Genomic DNA, 11,967 nt, shown 5'->3' with positions numbered 1-11,967 from the left:
TCTCGACGACCGATCCCGCCCCGCGACACCCCGAAGGACGATGTGCAACCGACGTACCGCACCGCCAGCGGTCGACTCTTCCAGGCCGACTGCCTCGAGGTCCTCGCCGAGCTCGACGACGAGTCCGTCGACCTCGTGTTCGCCGATCCGCCGTTCAACCTGGGCAAGGTCTACGGGGCGGGCATCGACGACTCGCTCGACGAAGACGCCTACCTGGCCTGGTGCGGTCGGTGGATCGCCGAATGCGTCCGCGTGCTCCGGCCGGGCGGTTCCTTCTACCTGTTCAACCTCCCTCGCTGGAACATCGAGCTGGGCCACGTGCTGAACGGCGAGGGCATGACCTTCCGTCACTGGGTCGCTGTCGACATCAAGTACGGTCTGCCGATCCCCAACAAGCTCTACCCGTCGCACTACTCGCTGCTCTACTACAGCAAGGGCAAGCCGTCGCGCTTCGTCCGTCCCCGCCTGCCGATCCAGGTCTGCCGGCACTGCGGCCGGGACATCAAGGACTACGGCGGCCACCGCAGCAAGCTGCACCCGGACGGGATCAACCTGACCGACGTCTGGCTCGACATCCCGCCCGTGCGACACCGGGCGACGAAGACCCGCGGGGCGAACGAGCTCAGCGAGAAGCTGCTCGAGCGCGTGTTGACCATCAGTTCCGAGCCCGGCGACCTCGTCCTCGACCCCTTCGGCGGGTCGGGCACCACCTACGCCGTGGCCGAGAAGATGCACCGACACTGGGTCGGCGCCGAGATCGGCGACGTCCAGCCGATCATCCGCCGCCTCGAGGGCGAGGACGCCCAGGTCGAGCTGCCGGGGCGCGGCGACACGGGTCGCGGCGACACGGGGCGCGGCGACGCCGGGCGTGGGGTCACTGCCGGGGCCGAGCGCTAGCCGTTCGAGGTCGCCGCGTCTGCCGGGGGCTCTGCGGATCGGACCGGAGTCGAGAGAGCGACCCCGGGCAGGCGGGGGGCCGTGGGGTCCGCGAGGCGCGGGCGTTCAGGGGTAGGGCTCGGCTTCGGGACCGTCTCGGTGGCCGACGGCACCACGGGGATCGGTGCGGTGGGCGTGGGCGCGGGCACCCCGACCGACGGCTCCGCGACGGGTGCCTCCGCGGCGACCGTCGGGACGATGATGCTGATCGGCGTCGTGTCCGTGTGAACCGACTGCACCCGCACGCGCTTGGCCCGGCGCAACCACCGGCGCGCGCCCGGGGTCGCGAGCAGGCTGCCGAGCACGAGTCCCGCGCCGATCGCGAGGGTCGTCAGCATCGAGAACACGAAGTCGACCTCGGCGCCGTCGTTGCCGGCCATGAAGTTGAGCAGCGACGACGCGACGGCGAGCGACGGCAGCAGCGACCCGCAGAACGCCGGCACGGCGATGACCGTCGCCGCCGTCCGCAGACGAGCCGCGGCCACGGTCGAGAGCGCTCCGAGCAGGGTGGCCGCGACGAACGTGGCCCCCATGAGCGGCAGGCCGAGCTGACGCAGGGTGAAGAGCGAGAGGTTGCCGACCAGGGCGACGCCGATCGTGATCGGGATCATGCGGGCGGTCGACCCCTGCGCGATCGAGTTGGCCGACGCGGCGGCGAAGCTCGAGATGAGCGAGAGCCAGAGCGGCAGGGCCTGCAGGGTGATGTTCGTCGGGTCGACCTCGATGTCCGCGAACCGTGCGGTCACGGCGAGTCCGGCCGGGATGCCGCACACGACCCCGGCGACGATCAGCCCGATCACCAGGGCGCGGCCGACCGCCATCGACCGGAAGCCCGAGATCGCGTCCTGGGCCCAGGTGACGATCGTGGGGTGCGGCAGGACGAGGACGACCACGGCCGCGACCAACGCCGCCGCGCCTCCCGGGGTCAGCAGCCCCGCCCAGATGCCGAGCGTGCCGAGTGCGGCGGTGGACGCGGCCTGCAGGCCGATGACGAAGAACTGGGGGATGCCGCGGGCGGTCAGCCCTCGGCCGGACGTCATGATGCCGATCATCACCACGAAGGCGCCGACGGCGGCCTGCCACGTGCCGCCGGCCTGCAGCGTCACGGAGACGCCCAGCAGGCCCATCGCCAGGTCGGTCATCCATGAGGGCCACCGGGGCGGGGACTTCAACACCTCGACGAGGCCGGCCACCGCCTCGGTCATGTCGCGGTCGTCGTGCAGCAGGTCGTCGACGATCTGGTAGACCCTCGACAGCCGGTGCAGGTTCGAGCCCTCGGCGTAGATGACCCGGGTCTTGACCAACGGGTTGACGCCGGCCGGGGCGTACTGGATGGTGATCGCCGTGCCCGTGATGTCGAGTTCGAGCGGGGCCAGGTTCCACTTGGTGCTCACGGCCACGATCGCGACCTCGGTGCTGCGGACGTCGGCACCCGACGACAGCATGACGTCGCCCAGGTCGAGGCAGAAGTCGACGATCTGACGGGGCGAGTAGAGGTCGCCCCCGATGCCGTGCTCGGGCGTCGTGCCCTCGTAGAGGGTGCCGCGCAGTCGCGCCCGGACGTCGCGCAGTTCGTGCTGGTTGACCAGTCGTGACTGGGCGGGCCCCTTCGGCCTGCCCTTCGGGGCCTTGGGCACCCGCGGCGGTCGGGGCTTGACCGGGGTGGGCCGCTCAGGGCGCCTGGTGTCCGACACGCTGACCTCTTCCTCGCTCACGACCGGCGGGCCGGAGCACCGCCGAGGCGGTCCCCGCGGACCCGTCCGTCGAGTCTAGGAGGCGCGGTGCCGGACGTCCGATCCCGTCGCGTCGAGCAGGTCGTCGGCCCTAGGACGCGTGGTCGGCGTCGTCGTCGTCACCGCGCTCGGCCCGCGCCTCGCCCGCGTCGCCCCGCTCGCGGCCGGCGTCGGCCATGTCACGGCGACCGTGGTCAGCACGCGTGGGGGCGTCGTCGCCGTCCCGCTCGGCGGCGTGCGCCCGGGCGTCGCGTTCGGCCTGCGCGACGAGCTCGGGGTCGTCGTCCATGTCGTCCTGCCCGCCGGCGAACGGCGACTGCGTCTGGGCCACGATGGCCTGCGAGGTCGAGCCGAGGATCACTCCCGGGTCGACTCCCTTCTCGTGGGCGAGGGCGGCGGTGAGACCGGCCGCGAGGCTGCCGCCGGCGGTGCCGAGGGTCGCCATGACGTCCTCCTGTCGCGGCGTCAGCGGTTCGTCGGTCAGCTCGGCGACGACCTCGCGGAGGTTCTCGTCGCTGGCCTCGACGGCCTCGGGGTCGCCCTGCGTGATGGCCGCGGCCTGGGACACGATGGCGAGCGCGAGGGCGGCCGCCTCGTCTTCGGGCGTGCGACCGGTGGGCTCGTTCGTGTCCTGATCCATGGGCCGACCGTACGCCCGGGCCTCGTGGGGCCTGTCAGGCGCGAGGGGCGGGGTACGTCGGTGTGGACGCGCCGGCCGGGAATGCCGGGAGGCGCGATCGGCTTGGACCACGGATGAGCACCACCGAGACCCCCCAGACCGACAGCACCCGGCCCGCCGCCCCGACAGTTCCGGGCACCGCCCTCGTGGTGGGCGCCAGCGGCATCACCGGCACCGCCCTCGTCGAGCAGTTGACGCGCGAGGGGTGGGACGTCCTTGCCCTCTCGCGCCGCGCCTCCTCGTCCGACGGGGTGACGGGCATCGCCGCCGACCTGACGAGTGCCGAGAGCCTGCGCACGGCGCTGGCGGACGCGAAGCCGACCCACGTGTTCTTCGCCGCCTGGCAGAAGCGCGACACCGAGGCGGAGAACATCGCGGTGAACGGCGCCATGGTCCGCGACCTGCTGGCCGCCCTCGACCACGCCCCCGTGCGACACGTGTCGCTCGTCACCGGGCTGAAGCACTACCTCGGCCCGTTCGAGGCCTACGGCACGGGCGACATGCCCGACACGCCCTTCCACGAGGACGAGGAGCGCCTGCCCTACCCGAACTTCTACTACGCGCAGGAGGACGAGCTCTTCGCCGCCGCCGAGCGCCAGGGGTTCACCTGGTCGGTGCACCGCTCGCACACCGTCATCGGGTTCGCCGTCGGCAACGCCATGAACATGGGGCTGACCATCGCCGTGCAGGCCGCGCTGAGCAAGCGCCTCGGCCGCCCGTTCACGTTCCCGGGCAGCGAGACGCAGTGGAACTCGCTCGTCGACGTCACCGACGCGGGCGTCCTCGCCGAGCAGATGATCTGGGCCGCGACCGACCCCGCCGGTGCCGACGAGCCGTTCAACATCGTCAACGGCGACGTGTTCCGCTGGCGCTGGCTGTGGCCCCGCCTGGCCGGCCACCTCGGCATCGACCCCGCGCTCGTCGAGGGCTTCGAGGGCGAGCCGCGTCCGCTCGAGCAGCAGATGGTCGGCCTCGAGCAGGAGTGGCGCGACCTCGTCGCCGAGCACGACCTCGCCGAGCCCGACCTGTCGCGCGTCGCCTCGTGGTGGCACACCGACGGCGACCTCGGTCGCGACATCGAGGTCGTCACCGACATGGGCAAGGCCCGCGACGCCGGGTTCACCCGGTACCGCCGCACCGAGCAGGCGTTCGTCGACCTGTTCGAGCGCTATCGCGCCGCCCGCCTGATCCCGTAGGCCCCGATCCGCCGAGGAGGCGCGGTGCCGGTGGCGAGACCGGCGCCGCGCCTCCTGCCGTCTATGCCCGGGGGTCGGCGCGCTCGGCGTCGGCGATCGCGTCGCTCGGCACGGGCTTCCCCCGCCGCGACACGAAGGTCGCGAGCCAGAGGACGACGCCGATCGCGAGCAGGCCGCCGGCGATCGTGTACTGCTCGGCGCCGCGACCGGAGGACACCGGCAGCACCAGCCAGAGGCAGGCCACGACGCCGACGATCGGCAGGACCGTCCCCGCGCGGAAGTGCCCGTGCGACACGGTGTCGCGACGCAACACGAGGACGACGACGTTGACCAGGGCGAACACCGTCAGCAGCAGCAGGGACGTCGTGCCTCCGAGCACGGCCACGATCGGGGACTCGGGCGAGAGCGAGACGTAGCCGATCAGCACCAGGCTGAGCGCCGTCGTGAAGACGATCGACGCCCAGGGGGTCTGCCGCTTCCGGTGCACCCTGCCGAGGAAGCCGGGCAGCACGCCCTGCTTGCTCATGCCGTAGAGCAACCGGCTCGCCATCATCATGTTGATCAGGGCGCTGTTGGCGACGGCGAACATCGAGATGTACGGCAGCAGCCCGCCGATCGGGAAGTCCGGGGCGGCGGTGTTCACCACGGTGACCAGGGGGGTCTCGTTGTCGGCCAGGTCGCCGATCGGCACGATCGCCACGGCGCAGATCGAGACGAGCACGTAGATCACGGCGGTGATGCCGAGGCCGGTCAGCATGACCTTGGGGAAGATGCGGCTCGGGTCCTTGGTCTCCTCCGCCATGTTGACCGAGTCCTCGAAGCCGACCATGGCGAAGAAGGCGAGCGACGTCGCGGTGCTGACGCTCAGCAGCAGCGACTTGTCGCCCGGCGTCTCGAAGAGCACCACCTGGCCCCAGTCCGCGTTGCCGCCGGCGATGAACCAGAACCCGATCAGGATCACCATGACGAGGCCCGACAGCTCGATCAGGGTGAGGACGACGTTCGCCTTGACGCTCTCGCTGACCCCGCGGAAGTTCACGGCCATCACGAGCAGCATGAAGGCCATCGCGATCAGCATCACCGCCGAGTTCGACAGCTCGACGCCGATGCCCGCCGCCAGGTTGGCCGCGAACGCCCGTGAGGCCGTCGACGCGCTCGTGATGCCCGAACACATCACCACGAAGCACACGATGAACGTCACGAAGTGGATGCCGAACGCCTTGTGCACGTAGAGGGCCGCGCCGGCGGTCTGCGGGTACTTCGTCACGAGCTCGAGGTACGAGAACGCCGTCACGAGGGCCACGGCGAAGGCGATCAGGAACGGCAACCACGCCGCACCGCCGACCTCGGCCGCCACCTGCCCGGTCAGGGCGTAGACGCCCGTGCCGAGGATGTCGCCGACGATGAACAGCAGCAGCAGCTTCGGACCGATCGCCCGCTTCAGCTCGGTGGGGCTCTCGCCCGTGTCGGTCGTGGGCGGCTGCGCCTGGTTCGCGGACCGGGGGTTCGGGGGCTGCTGGTTCGTCGTCGACATGCTGACCTCCGGGGCGCATCGGTGTGTCTCGGGCGTTCCGGTCATCCTGCTCCCGCCGGAGCGGCAGCGGAAGAGGCGGCCGGACATCGTCACACCCCCGACACAGAGGCGGCGTCCGCCCGACACCAGGAGGCGCGTCCCCGGTCCCCGGGACGCAGGCGGTTCCCGAGCCACGCGTCGTACCCTGAGCCCATGTCGGTCCGCCTGTCCCCACCCGAGTCGTCGACGTCCGGCCCCGCACCGACGCCCGGCCCCACCGACCCGATGACCCCTCGCGCCGCCGGGCTGTGGGCCGCTCTCGCCGGCATCGTGTCGATGGCCGCGTTCCTCGCCGCCGCCGAGGTCGTCGCCCTCGTCACCGGGCCCACCGGCAGCCCGCTCTTCGCCGTCGGCTCGGCCGTCGTCGACCTCGCCCCCGCCGGCGTGAAGGACGCCATGGTGTCGCTGTTCGGCACCGGCGACAAGGTCGCCCTCTTCGTCCTGATGGGCGTGCTGCTCGTCGTCATCACCGGCGCGGCCGGCTACGGCGAGTACCGCCGCCAGCCGATCGGCAAGATCGCCTTCGTGGCGGGCGGGGCGCTCGCCGTGATCGCGGTCCTGACCCGCGCGGACGCCGGCCAGGTCGACGCCATCCCGAGCCTCGTCGGCACCTTCGCCGCCGTGCTGCTGGTCGACAAGCTCGCCTCGCGCCTCCGTCGGTGGGTCCGTTCGACGTCGGCCGGGTGGGCGGAGCAGACCCAGCCCGTCCCGCCGCTGCGCGGGCCAGGGCTCGAACGCCGGTCGTTCCTCACGTACACGGTCGTGGCCGGCGTGGCCGCCGTCGTCGTCGGCACGGGGGCCCGCGTCGTGAACGCCGGCCGGGCGAACGCCGCGGCCCTGCGGCGTGCCCTGACGCTGCCCCGCGCGAGCGTGACCGAGGCCGCGGTCCCGGCCGGCGCCTCCTTGGACGTCGAGGGCATCACGCCCTACGTCACGCCCGCCGCCGACTTCTACCGCATCGACACGGCCCTGCAGGTGCCGTCGATCGACCCGGCCGACTGGAGTCTGCGCATCCACGGCCTGGTCGATCGCGAGGTGACGATCTCGTTCGACGAGCTGCTCGCCCTGCCGCTCGAGGAGCACATGGCGACCCTCAGCTGCGTCTCGAACGACGTCGGCGGCGACCTGATCGGCAACGCGCTCTGGCTCGGCTACCCGATCCGCTCGCTGCTCGAGCGCGCGGGGCCGAACGGCGGCGCCGACATGGTGCTGTCGCGCAGCATCGACGGCTTCTCGGCCGGTACGCCGCTCGACGTGCTGCAGGACGACGGCACGGACGCGCTGCTCGCGGTCGGCATGAACGGCCAGCCGCTGCCGATCGAGCACGGCTTCCCGGTGCGGATGGTCGTGCCCGGCCTGTTCGGCTACGTGTCGGCGACCAAGTGGGTCGTCGAGATGGAGGTCACGCGGTTCTCCGACGCCCAGGGCTACTGGACGCCTCGCGGCTGGGACGCCCTGGGGCCGGTCAAGCTCGAGTCGCGCATCGACGTGCCCCGCGACGGGGCATCCGTCGACGCCGGGACGGTCTCGATCGCGGGGGTGGCCTGGCAGCCGCACACGGGCGTCGAGGCGGTCCAGGTGCGGATCGACGGCGGCTCGTGGCTCGACGCGACCCTGGCCGACTCGGTCTCGGCCGACACCTGGCGCCAGTGGGTCCATCGCTGGGACGCCGGGGCCGCGGGCTCGGGGTCGCACACGATCGACGTGCGGGCGCAGGGCGCGGACGGCACCTGGCAGCGCGAGCAGTACGTCCAGCCGGCTCCGAACGGGGCCGAGGGCTGGCACCGCGTGACCGTCGAGGTCGCCTGATCCGGCGGACGAGGAGGCGCGGGTGCCAGGGTGGGAGGTCGCGGCCCGTCCGCCGCGCGGCCCGCTCCCGGGGCCGCCGCCCGATCGAAGGGACCACCATGTCCACCACCGTCCACCTCGAACTGCACGTCGACCCCGCCCGGCTCGACCTCGCCCACGAGATCGCCCGCGAGACCCTCGTCGCCACGCGCGCCTGGCCCGGCTGCCAGGGGCTCGAGGTGCTGATCGACGACGCCGACCCGTCGGTCATGATCGTCGTCGAGACGTGGGCCTCGTCGGCCGACCACGACGCCTACGTCGCCTGGCGCGCCACGCCCGAGGGGGCCAACCGCCTGCCCGAGGTCTTGCTCGCGCCGCCGACCACGCGGACCTTCGCCGAGACGGTGTCGCTGGCCTGACGCCCGCCTCGGCCCGGCCCGGCTCGGGTCAGGCGTCGAGCAGGCCGCGGATGTCGTCGGCGGTGAGCGCCGCGCTGAACACGGCGTCGTCGTCCATCACGGCGTCGAAGAGCTGGGACTTCTGGGCCTGGAGGGCCAGGACCTTCTCCTCGATGGTGTCGTTCGCGATCATCCGGTAGACCATCACGTTGTCGGTCTGCCCGATGCGGTGCGTGCGGTCGACCGCCTGGGCCTCGGTGGCCGGGTTCCACCACGGGTCGAGGATGAACACGTAGTCCGCCTCGGTCAGGTTGAGCCCGAACCCGCCCGCCTTCAGGCTGATGAGGAACGCGGGTGCGTCGCCGGTCTTGAACCGGTCGATCACCTCGGCCCGACGTCGGGTCGACCCGTCGAGGTACTCGAACGCGACGCCACGCTGTTCGAGCCGGGCGGCGACCTTGTGCAAGAACGTCGTGAACTGGCTGAAGATCAAGGCGCGGTGCCCCTCGGCGACCACGTCCTCGAGTTCGTCGAGCAACTGGTCGAGCTTCGCCGAGGGGATGTCGACGTAGGCCTCGTCGACGAGTGAGGCGTCGAGCGAGAGCAGGCGCAGCAGGGTGAGCGACCGGAAGACGATGAACCGGTTGCGGTCGAGGTCGTCCATCAGGCCGAGCAGCTTCTGTCGTTCACGCTGCAGGAAGGCGTCGTAGAGGTCGCGGTGCGCGGGGTCGAGGTCGACGCGGAGGACCTGCTCCTGCTTGGCGGGCAGGTCGGACGCGACCTGTTCTTTCGTCCGGCGCATCATCAGGGGTCGGATGCGCCGGCGGAGCTTCTGGAGCAGGTCGGGTGCCTCGCCCGTGGCGATGGGCTTGACGTAGTCGTCGGCGAAGCGGACGCTGCTGCCGAGCAGTCCGGGCGCCACCACGTGCAGCAAGGACCACAGGTCGGTCAGGCTGTTCTCGAGCGGCGTGCCGGTGATGGCGAGCTTGAACGGCACGTCGAGGTCGACCGCGCACCGGTGGGCCTGCGAGGCACGGTTCTTGACGAACTGTGCCTCGTCGAGGATCAGCCCCGCCCACCCTTCGGCCTGGTAGGCGGCGAAGTCGAGGCGGAACAGGGCGTACGAGGTGACGACGACGTCGGCACCCCGGGCGAGGTCGTGCACCGAACCGCGTCCGCCCTTGGCCTGCGTGGCGGTCACGGCGCGGACGGTCAGCCCTGGTGTGAAGCGGGCGGCCTCGGCCACCCAGTTCGACACGACCGACGTCGGGGCCACGACGAGGAACGGCGCGGGAGGAGCGCCGGGACCGTCGGCCGCGGCCGGGGCCGGGGCCGCCTCGGCCGTGGCCGCTAGCGGGTCCGGGGCCGCTGCCGGGTCCGCGGCGGCTGCCGGGCCGCCCACCCGCATCCGTTCGGTCTCGCGCACGTGCGCGACGAGGGCGAGCGTCTGCAGGGTCTTGCCGAGGCCCATGTCGTCGGCCAGCACCCCGCCGAGCCCCTGCTCGTGGAGGAAGGCGAGCCAGGCGAACCCCTCGTGCTGGTACGGGCGCAGGGTCGCGTCGACCGTGGCCGGCACGGGGGTCGCCGTGGCGGCTGCGAGGCCGCCGGCGTCGGCCAGGGCGAGCAGTCCGCCGACCGACCGCTGCCACTCGGCGGCGGGCACCGTCTCGTCGGCGAGTTCGTCGAGCTCGGACCAGAGGCTGGCCTGGTAGCGGTTGATGCGTGGCGCGACCTCCCATTCGTCGAGTGCCGACGCCTCGTCGATGAGCCTCTTGAGTTCGTCGAAGGCCGGGTGGTCGAGGGACAGGTACGAGTGGTCGACCAGCAGCAACTTCTTGCGACCCTTCGCGAGGGCGGTGATGAGCGGCGTGAAGGGCACGGTCCGTCCCTCGACGGTGACCAGCACGCCGAGGTCGAACCAGTCGCGCTTGTCGGTCGGCATCGTGGTGATGGTCAGTCGGGGCTCGTCGGTCAGCTCGTGGTAGTCGGGCCGCGTGCCGACGAGGTCGACCTGCACGTCGGGTCGCGCCTCGAGTGCTGGCAGCGTGCCGGTCGCGAACTCGGCTGCGGTCACCCCCTTCAGCACCTGGTCGCGGGGGACGACGTCGAGCTCGGCCAGGTCGGGGACGGGGGAGTGGGCCGTCAGCGGTCGGGGTGCCCCGTCGATCGTCCACCGCCAGGTCAGGCGGATCGTCTGCCCCTTCTCGAACCCGACGGTGAGCGTCAGCACGGGCGGCACGATCGTCGGGAACTCGATCGACGCGTCCGAGCTGACGACGTCGACGCGCCGGCGCAGGGTGGGGTAGTAGTCGCGGAGGAACTCGTCGGAGTCGGCGGCCGGGACCACGACCTCGGGCGTGATGGTCAGCAACCGCCGTTGCTCGTCGTCGAGCGGCCCTGCGGTCGGCGCGAGCGTGAAGGTCGGTGCGGGTTCGTGGGCGACGCACCACACCCCGTGGTCGGCGATGACGCCGGTCGACTCCGCGCGACGGGCCACGCCGTCGACGGTGACCCCGGCGGTCAGCAGCATCGAGCCGTCGTCGCCTCGCACCGCGTCGACCGTGACGCGGGCCTCGTCGCCGACGACGACGTCGGTCGCGCGCTTGCCCGTCACGAGCGAGATGCCCAGGCGACCGGCCTCGGCCAGCAGCGGCCACAGCAACGGGCTGGCGAAGTCGTCGACGAACAACCAGTCGGCGTCGCCCGGCGTGTAGGTCGAGACCGCCGACCGGTGGAGCGCCGCGAACTGGCCGAACCAGGCGTGCTGATCGGGCTCGATGGCCAGCCGGTTGAGCTGGTACGGCAGCGACGTCCAGGTCAGGTTGCCGCGCACCCAGTTGCCCGTGCCGCTCAGGGTGACCGGCCGCACGCCGAGTCGCTGCACCGTCGGTCCGCCCTGCCGCCGGGCCGAGGGCGCGACCGCGCGCCCCCGGGTCGAGTGCGCCCGGTCGCGCAGTTCGAAGAGCAGACCCATGCGCGTCGTCCGGGCCGAGGAGGCGCGGGTCGGCTGCCCGATCGCCCCCACCGTCGACCGCCAGTCGCTCGCTCCCGTCCCGGACCGGGCCGCCCCGAGCGCGGTCACGCCCCCGGTCGTCAGCTCGTCGACGGTGGGGGCCGGGGCGCTGCGATCGGCCACGGCCCGGGAGTTGCTCTGCAACAGCGTCGCCGCGACGTGCTTGCAGTCGCTGCCGATCGGGCAGGTGCAGCGGCTGCGGACCGGGCGGCTGTACTCGCCGCGGGTCGCCCGCAGGTCGACGACGACCTGGTAGGGCGTCGACTCGGCCCCTCGGACGGTGCCCTCGAGGCGCTCGTCCGCGGGGTTCCAGGCGGTGTCGAGCACGGCTCCGTCGCGGACGTATTCTTTCGCCCGGTTGAAGGCGCGCGGTCCGACGAGCCGGATGACGTCGACGGCGTCGACCATCGGCACGGCCGTCGAGTGGACGGGGCCGTCGGCGTCGCCGTCACCGGCCGGGAAGCCGTCGTGCACGTCGAACTCGTCGCCCAGGTCCATGCCGCCCATGATGTCAGCCGCCGCCGACACCTCCGGCTCGCTCCCCAGGTGTCGTGGTCCTCCCCGGGATCGTCCGCCGGCCCCGTCGTCCCGCCCCCAGGGCGTGCGTCGTCCACACCCCCGGACGCGTGGCTAGGTGTCGGGGCGCAGCGG

Annotated in this window: 8 protein-coding genes; 4 read left to right on the top strand and 4 right to left on the bottom strand. The window is 72.3% G+C overall.

The features are described from left to right. Positions 1–42 precede the first annotated feature (42 nt). On the top strand, positions 43–897 hold the full coding sequence (locus ASL10_RS04430) for a site-specific DNA-methyltransferase (RefSeq protein ID WP_157485268.1): 855 nt from the start codon (positions 43–45) through the stop codon (positions 895–897). Here the strand turns inward: ASL10_RS04430 and ASL10_RS04425 are convergent. Further along, positions 894–2,630: a threonine/serine exporter ThrE family protein gene (locus ASL10_RS04425; protein WP_235452418.1), complete on the bottom strand. Its 1,737-nt coding sequence runs from the start codon at positions 2,628–2,630 to the stop codon at positions 894–896. The two genes, ASL10_RS04430 and ASL10_RS04425, sit on opposite strands and share 4 nt — an antisense overlap. Before the next feature lie 130 nt (positions 2,631–2,760). After that, positions 2,761–3,309: a hypothetical protein gene (locus ASL10_RS04420; RefSeq protein ID WP_056044812.1), complete on the bottom strand. Its 549-nt coding sequence runs from the start codon at positions 3,307–3,309 to the stop codon at positions 2,761–2,763. Between the two features lie 113 nt (positions 3,310–3,422). Between ASL10_RS04420 and ASL10_RS04415 the strand changes: the two genes are divergently transcribed. Next, positions 3,423–4,544, top strand: coding sequence for an SDR family oxidoreductase (locus ASL10_RS04415; protein WP_056044810.1), 1,122 nt, complete (start codon positions 3,423–3,425; stop codon positions 4,542–4,544). A 61-nt stretch (positions 4,545–4,605) separates the two neighbouring features. Here ASL10_RS04415 and ASL10_RS04410 read toward each other — a convergent pair whose 3' ends face one another. Beyond that, positions 4,606–6,078: an APC family permease gene (locus ASL10_RS04410; protein WP_082460180.1), complete on the bottom strand. Its 1,473-nt coding sequence runs from the start codon at positions 6,076–6,078 to the stop codon at positions 4,606–4,608. Between the two features lie 192 nt (positions 6,079–6,270). Here ASL10_RS04410 and ASL10_RS04405 point away from each other — a divergent pair, with 192 nt between their 5' ends. Together ASL10_RS04405 and ASL10_RS04400 are read left to right on the top strand one after the other, a co-directional pair. Next, on the top strand, positions 6,271–7,926 hold the full coding sequence (locus ASL10_RS04405) for a molybdopterin-dependent oxidoreductase (RefSeq protein WP_369794365.1): 1,656 nt from the start codon (positions 6,271–6,273) through the stop codon (positions 7,924–7,926). Positions 7,927–8,024: 98 nt separating this feature from the next. Then, positions 8,025–8,324, top strand: coding sequence for a putative quinol monooxygenase (locus ASL10_RS04400; protein ID WP_056044807.1), 300 nt, complete (start codon positions 8,025–8,027; stop codon positions 8,322–8,324). A gap of 28 nt (positions 8,325–8,352) precedes the next feature. Here ASL10_RS04400 and ASL10_RS04395 read toward each other — a convergent pair whose 3' ends face one another. Further along, the gene (locus tag ASL10_RS04395; protein WP_157485266.1) at positions 8,353–11,814 is read right to left on the bottom strand and encodes a DEAD/DEAH box helicase; all 3,462 of its coding nucleotides are present in this window, start codon (positions 11,812–11,814) and stop codon (positions 8,353–8,355) included. Positions 11,815–11,967: the final 153 nt, after the last annotated feature.

It is taken from the genome of Frigoribacterium sp. Leaf8 (assembly GCF_001421165.1).
In the GTDB taxonomy this organism is placed as follows: domain Bacteria; phylum Actinomycetota; class Actinomycetes; order Actinomycetales; family Microbacteriaceae; genus Frigoribacterium.
The sequence above is the reverse complement of the archived record's forward strand: the minus strand, read 5'-3'. Positions and strand labels throughout refer to the sequence as shown.

Excerpts from the sequence above, each read along its gene's own strand:
- ASL10_RS04410 (WP_082460180.1), bottom strand. The coding sequence starts at position 6,078 with ATGTCGACGACGAACCAGCAGCCCCCGAACCCCCGGTCCGCGAACCAG.
- ASL10_RS04405 (WP_369794365.1), top strand. The coding sequence starts at position 6,271 with ATGTCGGTCCGCCTGTCCCCACCCGAGTCGTCGACGTCCGGCCCCGCA.
- ASL10_RS04415 (WP_056044810.1), top strand. The coding sequence starts at position 3,423 with ATGAGCACCACCGAGACCCCCCAGACCGACAGCACCCGGCCCGCCGCC.
- ASL10_RS04395 (WP_157485266.1), bottom strand. The coding sequence starts at position 11,814 with ATGGACCTGGGCGACGAGTTCGACGTGCACGACGGCTTCCCGGCCGGT.
- ASL10_RS04420 (WP_056044812.1), bottom strand. The coding sequence starts at position 3,309 with ATGGATCAGGACACGAACGAGCCCACCGGTCGCACGCCCGAAGACGAG.
- ASL10_RS04400 (WP_056044807.1), top strand. The coding sequence starts at position 8,025 with ATGTCCACCACCGTCCACCTCGAACTGCACGTCGACCCCGCCCGGCTC.